Below are 14,503 nucleotides of genomic sequence, written 5' to 3'. Positions count from 1 at the left end.
GGCCCGCGCCGAGGACAGGGCCAAGGCCGGCGCCCGGCCGCCGCCGCCGCCGCGCGGCCGCCCTGCCTCCCAGGCCTCCTAGCGCGTGGTCTCCACGAACCGGAGCCAGGAGTGGAGCAGCTCCTCGAACTCCTCCAGCGACATCTCCCGGGCACGCCCGGGCACGGCGATCTCGCTCTCGATGACGGCGCGATTGCGGCTCATCTTCACGCTCCAGGCCTCCCCCTCGGCCCTCCAGGACGAGTGGCTGCCCTTGCGCAGCGCGCGGATGATGTCCAGCAGCCGGTGGCACATGTGGTGGTTGTTGCGCACCTCATCCACCAGATAGTGCGCGAGGATGTCGTCCGGCGGCTCCGCGAGGGCCGTCACGTGCCCCTCCTGATCCCATGTGAAGCGCACCTTGTGCATCGCTCGACTCCTGAACCCACCGCTCAGTGTCGCATGGAGATCATCCGAGTTGAGGAGAGCTTGCCTCGCTCGCGGCCAGGTGTGCCGCCCAGCGGATAGCCCCGGCCCGGCAACTGATGGGTACCGGGCAACTCGAGTCCAGAAAAAGCGAAAGGCCGCGAACCCTGGGGATTTCTCCCGGACTCGCGACCTCTCGAAGTGGGCGCAGCAGGGTTTGAACCTGCGACCCCTGCCGTGTGAAGGCAGTGCTCTACCGCTGAGCTATACGCCCGTGCGACGCGGGGGGTAAATGCCATCCGCCCCCTCACGTGTCAACGCTATTCAACGGGGCGGCCCCGGGTTTCCATCCCGGGCCCCTTCAGTCCTGGGAGAGCGAATCCAGCTTCTCGTCCAGCTCGCGCAGCCGGCGCTTGAGGCTGGAGAGCTTCTTGCCCACGGCCTTGAAGTCGCTCTTGGGGGCGAAGTTGAGGGCCCGCATCAGCTCCTCCTGGCCCCTGTCGAGCGCCTGCTTGCCCCGCTGCACCTTGCCGATGGCGTTGGCGACTTGCATGGCGCGCTTCTCGTCCGCCATGAGCCTCTCCATCGCCTTGGCCGAGACGCCCAGGGCCTTCTTCTTCAGCTCGTCTCCGATGCCCATCCGAGGAAGCCTCCGCGGACTCTTCACCGCTCGTCGATGAACTCCGTCTTCAGCTGCGCGAAGACGCGATCCGCGATGCCCTTGTACCGCATCCGCTCGATGAGCGGCTGGAGATCTCCCTTCACGGCGATGCGGCGCTTGAGCACCGCCTCCACCGGATCCAGGGTGCCCTTGAGCAGCTCCTTCCAGACTGAATAGGGCGCCCGGGCCACGTAGGCGGGCTCGAACTCTTCCAGATCGTCCGGATCATCCAGCACCCGCAGCTTCTCGAGCCGGCCGTTCTTGGGGAGGATGTGGATGACGAAGGCCTTGGCCAGCTTGCCCGGCTCCGGATCCACCACCGCGCCGAAGTCGCCCGTCCACCCCTGGCCCGCCGCCACGGACTCGTGATCCGCGTTGGTGAGCCGCACAGCCTCCTCACACCACTCCTTGGAAGGGAACTTCGGCATTGCTTCTCCCGCTATCTGCGGCGGAACACCCGGGTGATGCTGGACAGCAGGCCCCCACCCTCTTGGGGCTGCTGGGGCTCGGTGGGGGGAGGCTCCTTCGGGAGCGCCTCCTGGATGGCCTTCTTGAGCGCCTCGGGCGTGTCCCGAGTGGCCAGATCCACCTTCTTCATGGTGGCGCCGTCCTCCACCATGACCTGGAGCAGGCACTCCTCGGTCAGCTTGAAGTCGATCTTCCGCCCGGCGAACGCGGCGGGCAGGCGCACCGTGCCCAGGTACTCGTTGTCGACGATCAGGTCGCTGTCACCCTGGTAGATGTCCAGCTCGATGTGGGGCGCGCTCGGGGGGTTGGGCGTGGGCAGCCGGAAGCTCTTGACCAGGGGGATGATCGAGTTCTTGTCGATGATGCGCTTGACGCGGTTGTTGGGCAGCCCGTAGCCGATGGGCATGGACACCGCGTCCAGCAGCGTCACCGAGTCGATGCTGCCCAGCGAGTCCGCCAGCAGCGCCGCGCCCAGGGCCACGCACTCGTCCGGGTGCACGCCCTTGCGCGGCGGCTTGCCGAAGTGCTCCTGGATCTTCTGCTGCACCAGGGGCATGCGGCTCTGACCACCCACCAGGATGATCTCGTCGATCTCCGAGCGCTTGATGCCCTTCTCCTCCAGGACGCGGTCGCAGATCTCGAAGGTGCGGTTCACCAGATCCGCGGTGAGCGCGTTGAGCACGTCGCGGGTGAGGGGAATACGCAGGTCCACCGGCTTGCCCTTGCGCTCCTCGATGAAGGGCAGATCGATGAGGACGTTGAGGCGCAGGGTGAGATCGATCTTCGCGGCCTCGGCGGCGTTCTTGATGCGCTGCAGGGCGATGGGGCTCTGGGTGAGATCGACCTTGTGCTCCTCGTGGAACTTCCCGAGCACGTAGTCGATCACCCGGTTGTCGAAGTCCACGCCGCCCAGGAAGGTGTCACCGCCGGTGGCGAGCACCTCGAAGACGTTGCCAGTGAGATGGAGCACGGACACGTCGAAGGTGCCGCCGCCCAAGTCATACACGAGGATCTTCTGATCCAGGCCCCGGTTGAAGCCGTAGGCGAGCGCGGCGGCGGTGGGCTCGTTGACGATGCGCTTGACGTCGAAGCCGGCCAGGCGGCCCGCCTCCTTGACCGCGTTGCGCTGGTTGTCGTTGTAGTAGGCCGGCACGGAGATGACGGCTTCCTGGATGGGCCCGCCGAGGAACTGCTCGGCGATGGTCTTCACCTGCCCGAGGATGAGGCTCGCCACGTGGGGCAGGGAGTACGTCTTCCCACCCAGCACCACCGCCGCGTCCCCGTCCGGGCCCTCGGCGATGTCGTAGTTGAAGTAGCCCTTGAGCTCCTCGACCACCTTGGAGTGGTACTTGCGCCCGATGAGCCGCTTGGTGCCGTAGAGCGTGTTCTTCGGGTTGGTGACCATCTGGTCCTTGGCGACGCCGCCGACCAGCATGTCTCCCTTGCCCGAGAGCGCGACCACAGACGGCAGGATCAGGGTGCCGCGATCGGTGGGGACGATCTTCGGGATGCGGTTGCGCACGGATGCGACCAGCGTGTTGGTCGTGCCCAGGTCAATCCCGACGATGCGAGGTTTGTCCGCCATGAGAATCGAGAGGCGCTGGCCCGATGGAGACTCACCGCCCGGTCCAACTCTGTATCACGTCAGGACCCTCGTCGCCTGTTTCTGGCCACCGCGCTAGTTCTTGGAATCGGGCCCAGGCTTCGGAGGGGTGCCTCCCTGCCCCTCCAGGCGAGGGAGCATCGGGGTCTCCATCGCCTCCAGGATGAGCCGGTCATACGGAGCGTCCTCGGCCACGGGCAGCTCCTCGATGAAGCGGGACTGGCGGAGGATGATCCGGGCCCCGTCCTGGGGGTTGGTGGTCAGCGGGTAGGTGAGCGCCAGCTCGTCCTTGGCCCGGGTGACGGCCACGTAGAAGAGGCGCCGCTCCTCCTCCTCCTCGTCGGGGTTGCGGATGGCCGTGATCAGGGGGAAGCGCCCCTCGGACAGCCAGATGACGAAGACGGCCTTCCACTCCAGCCCCTTGGCCTGGTGCACCGTGGAGAGCGTGAGGAACTCGTCCGGCTCCTCGCCGGAGATGGCGTCCTCGGCGGAGAACTCCGACACCAGGGCGATCTCGGACAGGAAGCGCGGCAGATCCTCGAAGCGGCCGGCGTACTCGGCCAGCTGGCGGATGTCCTCCTCGCGGCGCTCCTCGGCGACGAACTCGGCCCGGAGGTACTCGCCATACCCCCCCGTGAGGACATCCTCGATGAGTTGACCCGGAGTGCGAGCCGCATCCGTCCGGGTGAGCCGAGCCATCATCGCCGTGAAGCGGGCGAACCCCGCCGAGCCCTTCCGAGGCACATGGCGGCGCACATCCGGGTGGCCCAGCCGCTCCGGGAGGGGCTGCTCGAGAGGCAAGGCCTGGAGCGCGGTCCAGAGCGACTCGGCGGTGGCCTGCCCTACCCCGGACACCAGCTTGATCACGCGCTTGAAGGCCAGCTCGTCGCCGGGGGCGTGGGCGAAGCGGAGGTGAGCCAGCACGTCCTTGATGTGGGCCTGCTCGAAGAAGCGCACCCCGGACCGTACCCGAAAGGGAATACCCCGCCGGGTCAGCTCCAGCTGCAGCTCCATGGAGTGGCTGTGCGCCCGGTAGAGCACCGCCATGTCCTCCAGGGGCGTCCCCTCCTCGCGCAGCTCCAGCACGCGCTGGGCGACGAACGCCGCCTGCTCGTCCACGTCCTTGGTGGGCACCAGCACCGGCCTCGGGCCCGTGGAGCGCTCGGCGGTGAGCTTCTTGGGGAACTGGCGCTGGTTGAGGGCGATGGAGGCGTTGGCGAGCTGGAGGATCTCCGGCGTCGAGCGGTAGTTGCGCGTCAGCGGGTACACGCCGCAGCCCGGGTAGCGCTGGGGGAAGTCGATGATGTTGGTGAAGTCCGCGCCCCGGAAGCTGTAGATGGACTGGCAGTCGTCCCCCACCACCGTCAGGTTCTTGCGCTCCCCCGCCAGCAGATCGATCAGATCTCCCTGGAGACGGTTGGTGTCCTGGTACTCGTCCACGAGCACGCACTGGAACCGCTCGACGAGCTGGGTGCGCACCGCGGGGTGCTCGGCCAGCAGCCGCTTGAGGTGCAGCAGCAGATCATCGAAGTCCATCAGGTTCATGTGCTGCTTGCGCTGCTGGAAGCGTACCGCCACCGCCAGCACCTCCTCGGCCAGCGCGAGGAACTGTGGCCGGTCCTGCACCAGCACCTCCGCCAGCGAGCGCTGAAGGTTGATGGCCGTGGAGACCAGATCCAGCACCACCTCCGCCCGGGGGAAGCGCCGCTCCTTCGAGATCTTCCGCTCGGCGATGCACGAGGCCATCAAGTCCCTGGCGTCCTCGCGATCCAGCACCGTGAAGGACTGGGAGAAGCCCAGGTTGTGGGCGAACTGGCGCAGCAGCGTGTGCGCCGCGTGGTGGAAGGTGCCGCCGAGGATCTTCCGCACGTCCACGAAGCCACCGGCCAGCTCCTCCACCCGCCGCGTCATCTCTCGCGCGGCCTTGTTGGTGAAGGTGAGCAGCAGAATGCCCTCGGGAGGCACCCCGCGCTCCAGCAGCCGCGCCACCCGGAACGTCAGCGTGCGCGTCTTGCCCGAGCCCGCTCCGGCGATGACCAGCACCGGCCCGTCCCCGGCCTCGACGGCGCGGAGTTGCTCCTCGTTCAGGAGCGCCGCGTAGTCGATCTTCAGGGCGGGCTTCGCCGGAGCAGCGACCTTCAGCGTGTAGGTGCGCGTGGCCATGAGCCTCCGGACTCTAACCCCCGCCCTCTCGCCGGGCAGGGAAAATCTGTTCAGTCCCCGCGCGCCGAGATCGCCGCGAGCCGAGCCGCCGCCACGGAGCGCACCTCCGGCGATGGATCCCGATCCCTCGCCAGCTCCAGGAGCACCGGGGCGAGCTTCGGCAGCTTCGCTCCCACCGCCTCCAGCGCCGCCGTGCGCTCCTTCACCGCGCTGCCCAGGCGCTCGCGCACGCCCTGATCCCGGCACAGGCGCACGTTCGGGTTCTGCTCGCGCAGCAGCAGCTCCGCGTCCGCCAGCCGCGCCTCCGAGAGCTTCACCGCGTCCTGCGCCGCCCGCTGGAAGGTGTCCAGATCCTCGGGGAACTCCGTGGCCTGCTTGCGAGCGTGGGCAATGGCATCCGCCGCGAAGCGCGCGTTCTCCGCCGCCGCGCAGAGCTGCCGGGCCGAGGCCAGCGGCACTGCGCCCTCGGAGGACACCGCCTCGTTCTGTGCCACCCCGAGCGCCCACAGCGCCAGCTGCCGCGCCGCCACCGCCGCCGAGAAGGGCTGGCGCCGCTCCTGGCGGATCTGCACCCAGCGCCGCAGCACCACCGGATCCGGGTTGTTGGTGTCGAACGAGCGCTGGTACTCGGTGGCCGCCTGCTCGAGCTGCCCGGACAGATCCAGCAGCGCCGCCACGGTCAGGTACACCTCCGCGCTGCTCGCGCGCTCGCGCAGGCTCTCCAGCCGCACCGCCACCTCATACTCGGCCACATCGCGCGGCAGGGCGCGCAGCACCGTCTGGAGGCTCTCCAGCGCGGAGAGGCGGATCAGCGGGTTGCGCGCCGTGCGGAACGCCGTGATCAGCGGCTCGATGGCGCGCACCGAGACGTGCTGCCCCAGCTCCTCCGCCGCCTGCCAGCGATCCAGCGGATCCAACGCCCCGAGCGCCTGCTGCAGATCCTCGATATCCCGCAGGTAATGGTCCACGTGCGAGGCCTGGGCCAGCGGCTCCTGCGAGGCCAGCGCCTCACGCGCCGCCTTCGCCCGGGCCAGCCGCTGCGGAAAGTCCTTGAGCTGTGGCCCCAGCGGGTGCGCCTTCACCTTCGCCTCGGCCTCCTCCAGCAGCCCCGAGACGAGCAGGCCCTCCACCTCCAGATCCAACAGCCGCGTCTTGGCCTCCTCACGGTGCTTGCCGGCCGCGAAGTCCTTCAGGTACGCGAAGAGCTTCGTCGCTCCCGAGGCCCGCGCCTGGGCGAAGGCCTGATCATCCAGCCGCGCCTCCACCTCCAGCCGCCGCGGATCATCCCCCGCATTGCGCAAGAAGGCCGAGAGCTGCTTCGGATCCTCCGTCGCCGACAGCTCCTTCTGCTCGGCCTCGGCCAGCAGCTTCTGCGCCTCCTCCTTGTGCGCCCCGTCCGGGTGATCCGCCAGGAACTGGCGCCAGGCCGCCACCGTGCCCGTCTCCTTCGCGGCGTTGAAGCGCAAGCCCTCCAGCAGCGCGCTCGCCGCGCGGGCCTGCGAGGCCTCGGGGTGGTCCTCCAGGAAACGCTTGTAGGCCAGCACCGTGTGGAGCTTCTGCGCCTGCGTGAACTCGAGCTCCTCCAGGCGCGCCTCGGCCGGCTCGGCCATGTCGTCCTTGGGGTACTCGCGGAGGAACTCGCGGTAGGCCTCGGCCGTGTCCGCGTCCTTCGCGCGCTGGTACGCCTGGGACGCACAACCCGTGAGGGACAACAGCACCGCGAGCACAAGAAGCCTGGGCATCACCCAACGTTTATCCCACCTGTCCAGAAACGGAAAACCCAAGCCTCCACGCCCGGTTGCCTGGGTAGGTTTTTTGACGACACAACCTGTCGGCGGGAGCATGTAGCACGTGGACTTACAGGGAGGTCTCATGAGGTTCGTCGCGCTGCTGGCCGGGATGGTGTGGATGACGGGGTGCGCCACGGGTGCCACGGGGGTTCCGCTGGGCGGCCGATTGACCTTCGAGAACCTGCGCTACCAGCCCGCCACTCCCGCGGCCATGCCTCGCCCCATCCCCGACGAGGTGGAGGACTCCACGCCGAAGAGGCACGTGCAGCCCGTCGCTCATGCTGTCGTGTCCCGGGATGCTCGCAAGCGGGTGCTCACCACGGCCCGTGCGTTGGTGGGCCAGTCCCAGATGAAGGTGGCAGGCCGCACCTACCCGAGCGATTGCACCGGGCTCGTGGAGGCGGCCTACACGCAGGCCGGGCTCTCGCTGAAAGGCGCCGCGAAGCCGGGAGACAACGGCGTCACCGCGCTCTACCGGTACGCGCTGAACCACGGCCGCGTGTACAACGGCGGCCGGCCCATGCCGGGGGATCTCGTCTTCTTCCGCGAGACGTACGATCAGAACCGCGACGGCCGGCGCAATGACGGGCTCACCCACGTGGGCCTCGTGGATGACGTGGACAAGGACGGCACCGTCACCGTCATCCACCACGTGAAGCGCGGCGTGGTGCGCTACCGGATGAACCTCTCGAAGCCCGGTGTCGGCAAGGATCCGGACAGCGGCAAGGTTCTCAACGACACGCTGCGCGCCCCGGGCCAGGGCCACTCCTTCGCTCTCACCGGCCAGCTCTTCGTGGCGTACGCCACCGTGCTTCCCGGCTCCAAGCCGGTGGCCGTCGCCCAGCGTTAGAGATATGGGGCCTGGACTGCCCCATGCTCATTCGCCGGCTGCTCGAGCACACGAAGGAAGCCGCCCGGCTCGCCCCGGTCCGCCCCGCCGTGAAGGCTGGGTTCCGGGCGTCGCTCGCCACCATTCTTCCCGCGCTCGTGTCCAGCGCGCTCCACCTGCCGGGAGGGCTCTGGCTGAGCGTGGGCGGCTTCAACACCTCCTTCGCGGACAAGGGAGGCTCATACCGCGCGAGAGCCTCCAGCATGGGCGCGGCGGCGCTGGCCGGAGCGCTCTCCGCCGTCATGGGAGGGCTGGCCGGACGAGATCCCACCCTGGCCGTCCTGGGGACGGTGCTCTGGGTCACCGCGTGCAGCTACGGCGGCGTCTACGGAGCCGCGGGGAACATCGTGGGCAACACGGCCGCGAGCACCTTCGTCATCTCCCTGGCCCTGCCCGCCACGGGCTTGCTCGACTCGCTGGAGCGCGGGGGCTTCCTGATCGGGGGCGCCCTCTGGGCGATGGTGCTGTCCCTGGTCCTCTGGCCCATCCGCCCCTACCGCCCTTCCCGCCTCGCCGTGGCCCGCTGCTTCCGTGCGGTGGCGGATCTGGTGGGTGAGATCGGGCTGCTCTCCACCCGGCCCCAGGACACCGCCTCCTGGCAGGCGTTGATCCAGCGCCAGCACGGGAGGATCCGCGAGACCCTGGAAGAGGCTCGGAGCACCCTCGCCGCCATCCGCCGTGGGCGGCTGGGAGAGCGCCAACGAGGAGAGGGGCTGCTGGTGCTCCTCCAGGTCGCGGATGCGATGTTCGGCACGGCGGTCGCGCTCGGGGATGTGACGGAGAGCCTGGTGTCTGAAGGCGCGGCCCAGCAGGCCCGGGTGGAGGTGGAGCGGGCCCTCGCCGCCGCATCCACAGCCCTCCAGGAGCTGGCTCACATCACCCAGACCGAGGGACCTGCTCGGCAGCGGCCCTCGCTGGATTGGGGCGCGGAGGGGCTCCGAAAGCTCCTGCCCCGAGCCGGTACGGGCGAAGCGTCCCCGCTTCTCCCGGGCAACGCCCAGGTCAAAGCGCTTCACGCGGCTCAACTGTTGGCGCAGCTCCGGGAGTTCACGGGCATCGCGGTGGACACGGCGGCGAGGCTCAATGACGATCGCCTGATTCCCAGCGAGCAGACCCCTCCGCGAGGCCCCCCCGCCAAGCCGAAGCTCTCGGTGCTCGAGCCGCTGCGAGCCAACCTCTCCTGGAAGTCCGTGGTGCTTCGGCACGCGCTCCGGGTGGGGCTCACCACGGCCGTCGCGGTCGCGGTCTCCACCGGCCTGGGCAACAACCACAGCTACTGGGTCACGATCACCGTGCTGGTGATCATGCAGCCGTATACCGGCTCGACGTTCCTCAAGGGGCTGCAGCGAGTGGCGGGCACGGTGGTGGGAGGCATCCTCGCCGTGGCGGTGGCCGCCGAGCTCCACAACCCGTACGCGATCATGGCGCTGGTGTTCTGCACCGCGGCCATCAGCGTCGCCGTCATCGCGGTCAACTACGGGCTCTTCACCGTCTTCGTCACGCTCACCTTCGTGCTGCTGGCCGAGGTGGGAAGTGGAGACTGGAGCCTCGCCCGGGTGCGGATCATCAACACCCTCATCGGCGGAGCCCTGGCGTTGGCGGGCTCCTGGCTCCTCTGGGAGCGGTCGGAGAAGGAGCTCTTTCCCGAGCAGCTCGCGGAGGCCATCCGGTCCGCTCGCGAATACCTGCGGCAGTGGCTCTCGGCCTATCTGGCCGGCCGGAAGTTCCTGGATCCGGCCCTCTCCGAGGCCCGAAGGAAGATGGGGTTGGCGGCCATCAACGCCGAGGCCTCGTTCCAGCGGCTGCTCGCCGAGCCCCGAAGGCGGATCGAACCGCTCGAGCCACTGATGACCCTGCTCCTCTATACCCGCCGCTTCGCCGCGTCGGAGATTGCCCTGTTCGCCACCCAGCCCGAGCATCCGACAGAGCCGGTCCGGGCCCGCTTGGAGCGCTTTGCCAGCACCGCCGGACAGGTCCTGGACGACATCGCCAACGCCGTGGTCCAGGGCCGCCCGCCGGCGGTGCTCCCGGACTTCGAGGCGATCCTCCACGGGGGAGCTGCTCCCGCCGAGGAGCCAGGCCTCCAGGCCGCGAATGACACCCTGCTCCAGGCCCAGCTCCAGTGGGTGGTGCGGCAGCTCACCGTGCTGCACGGAGCCGCGGCGCGGCGAGGAGCCCCTTCCGAGCCGGAGCCCCCCGCCCATCCCGTTTGATCGGGAACCGTCAGGTCGCGCGGGCGGTGCGATCCCAGGCGGCCTTCTGCGCGTTGCGCAGGAACCGCCAGAAGCCCACCACGATGGCCAGGTTCATCGTCACGAAGTAGTAGGCCATCGAGGCGATGCGCCGCCCCGTCCCCTTCAGCACTCCGGCCTTCCCCAGGTACGCCAGCGCGTAGAACATGGCCTGGGTGAAGAGCGTCAGCCGGTAGAACACGCTGTCCAGCAGGAACAGGTTGACCAGCAGCGCCAGCGCCATCAGCGCCGGGGCGCACCAGCGCAGCATCTTGTGGGACCAGAAGGCGAAGGACGCGAAGCCCGCCGTGGGCAGCAGCAGCCCCGGCACCATCTTCAGGCTCTGGAAGTTGCCCGCCGCGATGCGCGCCCGCCGGCCGAACTCCTTGCCGTAGTCCTCCGTCGTCTCCTCGTGCGCCACGGCCGCGGCCTCGTAGACGACCTTGTAGCCCTGCTCGAGGATCCGCAGCGGAATCACGAAGTCATCCACGATGGTGGACGGCGGAAGCTGCGTGAAGAGCGTGCGGCGGATGGCGTACAGCCCGCCGTTGGCGCCCACCACCGCGCCCCGCTTGCCCTCGTAGAACTTGATGAGCGACTCGTAGCTCCAGTAGGCGCTCTCCTCGTAGTCCTGCTTCGTCGGGTTGTAGAGCCGCAGCTTGCCGCAGACGGCGCCCACCTCCGGATCCTCGAAGTGGCGCACCAGCGCCTCAATGGCATCGGGCTCGATCATCGTGTTCGCGTCCGAGAGCACGATGATGTCCCCCTTGGCCGAGGGGATGCACCGGTTGAGTACCGTCGTCTTCCCCGCGCGAGGCGCTGGCGACAGCCGCACCCGCGAGTCCGTGCACGCCTGGACGATCTCATTCGTCCCGTCCGTGGAGCCGTCCGAGCCAATCAGCACCTCGAAGCGGTCGACCGGGTACTCCAGCGCCAGGCTGTTCTCCAGCTTCTGCCGGATGCAGCTCGCCTCGTTGTAGGCGGCCACCACCAGGCTCACCGAAGGCGCAGGCCCCACCTTCGGCTCCCGCCGCCGGTTCTCCCCCTGCTTCATGCCGCGGAGGGTGTGAAGCACCTGGTCCACGCCATCCAGGGCGAAGAGACACAGTGGGTAGAAAAAGTACGTGTGCAGCAGTAGCAGAGCCGCGCACCAGAAGAAGACCTCCGCCATCACCCTCGCCTCCGTAGTCCCTGCAATCGATTGCAGAGAAGGGACAGCAAGGTGCGTGCCGAAGCAGAGCCCGCGATTTCCCTCGCGGAGCGCAAACCCCAGGCCCAGCCAGGACGTGCGTCGCTGAACTTTCTCCAGCCCTGAGAGACAAGAAGGCTGAAAGCCTGTCAGGGCGCGGGTTCGGTGGAGGCCGCCCACTTCTGGAGCGTCCGAGCAAGCGTGTGGTTCGGATTGAGCGCCAGCACCGCGTCGAGCAAGGTCTGGGCCGTGGCCGGATCCTTCTGGCGCAGCGCCAGCCGAGCCCCGAGCACATAGGCCCGAAGGAACGTCGGGTCCTGCGTGCGCACCTGCGCCAGGGCGTCGACGATCTCCGGCAGCGCACCCGGGGGCGAGCGCGCGTTGAGGGCATACTCGGCCAGCGTGAGGACGCTCCAGTGGGGGCGGGGCTCCACCTTCCGGAGCCGCTCGGCCAGGGTGATCGCCTCGGCGGAGGCGGAGACGCCCTGGTAGATCGCCTGCGCCTTCAACCGCGCCGCCACATCGGCCGACGGCTCCGTCTCGGGGGCCGCGCGGATGACGTCGGCGGCTTGCTCGAGCTGCTTCGTGAGGTTCCCGGCCGTGACCTCGAGAGGCCGCCGCTGTTCGCCCAGGCGAATCAGGTTCTGCCGGCGCACGTTGACCCGGCCCGCCCAGTCAGCCGTGGCCTTGGAGAGCTCCAGCTGGGAGATCTCCTTCTGGCTCCGCGCCTCCTCCTGGCGGATCCACTCGAGCTCCACCTTCGCGTCATCGAGCTGCAGCGCGAGCGCTACCACCAGCTCCGCCTGAGCCTCGGTGAACTTCGGATACTGGATCACCAGCGCGTTCAACTCCGTGATGGCCTGGGCTCGGGAGGCCGAGTCGTCCCGGCGCATCAGGCTGACCGCCTCGTCCTTGGCGGCCAGGGCCTCGACGGGCAGCTCCGAGCCCCGATTGGCCCAGACCGGATACGACAGCCACGCCGTCAAGCCCAGCGCCACCACGGCCGCCAGGATGATGAGGAGCCGCTCCTTGCCACCGCCCGAGGCGGGCTCCGGGACAGGCTTGGCGCTCCCGGTCCGCTGCGGGACCACCAGCTCGGGTGGCAGATCGAGCGAGGGCGGTCGGCGTGGGACGGCGATGGGACCACTGCGCTCCACCTCCGGCTCCGGAGGCAGAGGGGGCAACGCGGGTCCGGGCAGCGCGACCGGCTCCTCGGGGAGCTCGAGGGACGGCGCGGGTGACGCAGGGGCCGGGCGCGCTCCCGTCTGGCTCCGAGCAGGAGTCGGGACGGGCCCGGGCTCAGCCAGCCACGGCACCGCGCTGAGGTCCTTCCCAGGAGCCGGGGCCGCCCCCTGCATCGCCTTCTGTGCCGCCTGGATCTCCGCGGAGCCGAAGGTCTGGGTGGTCGCCGCAGCCGGTGAGGAGGGAATGGAGACCGCACCGAACACCTGCGTCGTGGTCGGCATGGGAGCCTTCGCAGCCACAGCCGCCGAGCCGAAGACCTGAGTCGTCGAGGCCGAAGGAGGCTGCGGCGGAAGCGGGGGCGCCCCAAAGACCTGCGTCGTGGAAGCCGAGGGAGGCTGCGGAGGAGCCGAGACCGCGCCGAACACCTGCGTCGTGGTCGGCATGGGAGCCTTCGCCGCTACAGCGGCCGAGCCAAAGACCTGGGTCGTCGAGGCCGAAGGAGGCTGCGGAGGAAACGAGGGCGCCCCAAAGACCTGGGTCTTTCCACCAGGAGCCAGGGGAACACCCGCGGTCGGAGAACCAAAGGCCGGTGTCCTCTCCGAGGCATCGTCGCCCTGCGGACTCGCGGCGGCCGAGGGAGGCGCCGGAACTGCTCCGAAGACTTGCGTCGTCTGGAGGTTGGGAGCGCCCTGCTTCGAGGCCGCGTAGGGACTACCAAAGACCTGCGTGGTCGTGCCCACGGCAGGGCGAGCGGGTTGAGGGCTCGGACTCTGCCCTGGAACGAAGACCGACCCCGAGGGCGTGGCCGTGAAGACGAGGCCGCAGCGCGTGCACTGCACCGAGGCCCCCGCGGGCGGTAGCAGCCGAGGGTCGAGATCGTACTGAATCGAGCACTGGGGGCAGGCGATCTGCACGCTCCGTGCTTACCACACGCCAGCGGGCTACGGTGCCTCTCGAAGCTCGGTGGCTGCCTGGAGGGTCTCCAACTTGGCAGCACCCACGCCGGAGACGGCATCCACCTGGGCCCAGCTCGAGAAGCGTCCCTGGGCCTGGCGGGCCTCCACGAGCTTATGCGCCAGCGCGCGCCCTACCCCCGGCAGCCGAGCAAGCTCCTCCTCCGAGGCGGAGTTGAGATCCAGCTTCAGCCCGAGTGCCAGGGCCTGCGCGGCGGTGGGAGGGGCGCCGTCACCGCAGACGGCCACGCCCTGCCGGAAACGCACCGCGGAGGGCGCACAGTCGAGCGCCGGAGCCGGGCTCGGCCACTGCCACCGCACCAGCCCACCGAGCGCCATCAGCCCGGCTGTCGCGGCGGCGAGCGAGCTCGTGCGAGTCACGATCAGCCCTTGAGCGGAGTGGACTCGGCGACGCCTTCGGCGGCGGGCTTGTCCAGGCCGAACGCCGTGTGCAGCTCGCGCACCGCCAGCTCCGTGTAGTTGGAGTGGATGACGCAAGAGACCTTGATCTCCGAGGTGGAGATCATCTGCACGTTGATGCCGGCGCCCGCCAGCACCTTGAACATCTTGGCCGCCACGCCCGAGTGGTTGCGCATGCCCACGCCGACGATGGAGACCTTGGAGATGTTGCCATCGGTCTCCACATCCTCGGCCTTGATGGCCTTGGCGATCTTCTTCACCGTGTCGTTGGCCTTGACGAGGTCCGCCTTGCCCACGGTGAACGTGAGATCCGTGCGCCCATCCTTGGAGACGTTCTGGACAATGAGGTCCACGACGATGCTCTTCTCGTCGAGCGCCCCGAAGATCTTCGCCGCCACGCCGGGCACGTCCGGCACGCCGCGGATGGCGATCTTCGCCTCGTTCTTGTCGTAGGCAATACCGCTGACCATTACGTCTTCCATCGAAGAATCCTCCACACACACCAGCGTGCCCGGGTCGTCCGAGAACGAGCTCTTCACCCAGAGC

The 14,503-nt window shown here is 68.9% G+C and carries 12 protein-coding genes and 1 tRNA gene; 2 read left to right on the top strand and 11 right to left on the bottom strand.

Translation table 11 applies throughout. From position 1 onward, the window contains the following. Window positions 1-78 precede the first annotated feature (78 nt). The 7 genes from ACJ8AT_RS36140 to ACJ8AT_RS36110 all read right to left on the bottom strand — a co-directional run bounded on the left by ACJ8AT_RS36140 (window position 79) and on the right by ACJ8AT_RS36110 (window position 7,042). Window positions 79-408: a YacL family protein gene (locus tag ACJ8AT_RS36140; RefSeq protein WP_407742524.1), complete on the bottom strand. Its 330-nt coding sequence runs from the start codon at window positions 406-408 to the stop codon at window positions 79-81. A 199-nt stretch (window positions 409-607) separates the two neighbouring features. Continuing rightward, window positions 608-679 (bottom strand) — tRNA-Val (locus ACJ8AT_RS36135). Window positions 680-766: 87 nt separating this feature from the next. Continuing rightward, window positions 767-1,045 carry a hypothetical protein gene (locus ACJ8AT_RS36130; RefSeq protein ID WP_407742523.1) on the bottom strand — a complete coding sequence of 93 codons (279 nt, stop codon included), beginning with the start codon at window positions 1,043-1,045 and terminating at the stop codon, window positions 767-769. Between the two features lie 23 nt (window positions 1,046-1,068). Beyond that, complete coding sequence (locus ACJ8AT_RS36125) at window positions 1,069-1,494, bottom strand: hypothetical protein (protein ID WP_407742522.1); 426 nt, start codon at window positions 1,492-1,494, stop codon at window positions 1,069-1,071. Window positions 1,495-1,505: 11 nt separating this feature from the next. Then, window positions 1,506-3,119: an Hsp70 family protein gene (locus ACJ8AT_RS36120; protein ID WP_407742521.1), complete on the bottom strand. Its 1,614-nt coding sequence runs from the start codon at window positions 3,117-3,119 to the stop codon at window positions 1,506-1,508. A 93-nt stretch (window positions 3,120-3,212) separates the two neighbouring features. Beyond that, window positions 3,213-5,300 carry an ATP-dependent helicase gene (locus tag ACJ8AT_RS36115; protein ID WP_407742520.1) on the bottom strand — a complete coding sequence of 696 codons (2,088 nt, stop codon included), beginning with the start codon at window positions 5,298-5,300 and terminating at the stop codon, window positions 3,213-3,215. Window positions 5,301-5,350: 50 nt separating this feature from the next. Continuing rightward, complete coding sequence (locus ACJ8AT_RS36110) at window positions 5,351-7,042, bottom strand: HEAT repeat domain-containing protein (protein ID WP_407742519.1); 1,692 nt, start codon at window positions 7,040-7,042, stop codon at window positions 5,351-5,353. Window positions 7,043-7,172: 130 nt separating this feature from the next. Here ACJ8AT_RS36110 and ACJ8AT_RS36105 point away from each other — a divergent pair, with 130 nt between their 5' ends. Together ACJ8AT_RS36105 and ACJ8AT_RS36100 are read left to right on the top strand one after the other, a co-directional pair. Continuing rightward, entirely contained in the window at window positions 7,173-7,940 is a 768-nt protein-coding gene (locus tag ACJ8AT_RS36105; RefSeq protein ID WP_407742518.1) for a CHAP domain-containing protein, read from the top strand. Window positions 7,941-7,963: 23 nt separating this feature from the next. Next, window positions 7,964-10,192, top strand: a complete 2,229-nt coding sequence (locus ACJ8AT_RS36100) for an FUSC family protein (RefSeq protein WP_407742517.1) — start codon at window positions 7,964-7,966, stop codon at window positions 10,190-10,192. A 10-nt stretch (window positions 10,193-10,202) separates the two neighbouring features. Here the strand turns inward: ACJ8AT_RS36100 and ACJ8AT_RS36095 are convergent, their stop codons facing one another. The 4 genes from ACJ8AT_RS36095 to ACJ8AT_RS36080 form a co-directional block, all read right to left on the bottom strand. Further along, window positions 10,203-11,381 carry a glycosyltransferase family 2 protein gene (locus tag ACJ8AT_RS36095; RefSeq protein WP_407742516.1) on the bottom strand — a complete coding sequence of 393 codons (1,179 nt, stop codon included), beginning with the start codon at window positions 11,379-11,381 and terminating at the stop codon, window positions 10,203-10,205. Window positions 11,382-11,548: 167 nt separating this feature from the next. Then, on the bottom strand, window positions 11,549-13,498 hold the full coding sequence (locus ACJ8AT_RS36090) for a zinc-ribbon domain-containing protein (protein ID WP_407742515.1): 1,950 nt from the start codon (window positions 13,496-13,498) through the stop codon (window positions 11,549-11,551). 27 nt (window positions 13,499-13,525) lie between these two features. Beyond that, window positions 13,526-13,918: a ComEA family DNA-binding protein gene (locus tag ACJ8AT_RS36085; RefSeq protein WP_407742514.1), complete on the bottom strand. Its 393-nt coding sequence runs from the start codon at window positions 13,916-13,918 to the stop codon at window positions 13,526-13,528. 2 nt (window positions 13,919-13,920) lie between these two features. Further along, window positions 13,921-14,503, bottom strand: a 583-nt coding sequence (locus ACJ8AT_RS36080; RefSeq protein WP_407742513.1) for an ACT domain-containing protein, incomplete at its 5' end; no start/stop codon positions are given.

The sequence above is a fragment of the Hyalangium sp. genome (assembly GCF_045802625.1).
In the GTDB taxonomy this organism is placed as follows: Bacteria; Myxococcota; Myxococcia; order Myxococcales; family Myxococcaceae; genus Hyalangium.
Note: the sequence above shows the minus strand (reverse complement) of the source record. Positions and strands in the feature narration are given on the sequence as shown.

Excerpts from the sequence above, each read along its gene's own strand:
- ACJ8AT_RS36140 (WP_407742524.1), bottom strand. The coding sequence starts at position 408 with ATGCACAAGGTGCGCTTCACATGGGATCAGGAGGGGCACGTGACGGCC.
- ACJ8AT_RS36130 (WP_407742523.1), bottom strand. The coding sequence starts at position 1,045 with ATGGGCATCGGAGACGAGCTGAAGAAGAAGGCCCTGGGCGTCTCGGCC.
- ACJ8AT_RS36125 (WP_407742522.1), bottom strand. The coding sequence starts at position 1,494 with ATGCCGAAGTTCCCTTCCAAGGAGTGGTGTGAGGAGGCTGTGCGGCTC.
- ACJ8AT_RS36120 (WP_407742521.1), bottom strand. The coding sequence starts at position 3,119 with ATGGCGGACAAACCTCGCATCGTCGGGATTGACCTGGGCACGACCAAC.
- ACJ8AT_RS36115 (WP_407742520.1), bottom strand. The coding sequence starts at position 5,300 with ATGGCCACGCGCACCTACACGCTGAAGGTCGCTGCTCCGGCGAAGCCC.
- ACJ8AT_RS36110 (WP_407742519.1), bottom strand. The coding sequence starts at position 7,042 with ATGCCCAGGCTTCTTGTGCTCGCGGTGCTGTTGTCCCTCACGGGTTGT.
- ACJ8AT_RS36105 (WP_407742518.1), top strand. The coding sequence starts at position 7,173 with ATGAGGTTCGTCGCGCTGCTGGCCGGGATGGTGTGGATGACGGGGTGC.
- ACJ8AT_RS36100 (WP_407742517.1), top strand. The coding sequence starts at position 7,964 with ATGCTCATTCGCCGGCTGCTCGAGCACACGAAGGAAGCCGCCCGGCTC.
- ACJ8AT_RS36095 (WP_407742516.1), bottom strand. The coding sequence starts at position 11,381 with ATGGCGGAGGTCTTCTTCTGGTGCGCGGCTCTGCTACTGCTGCACACG.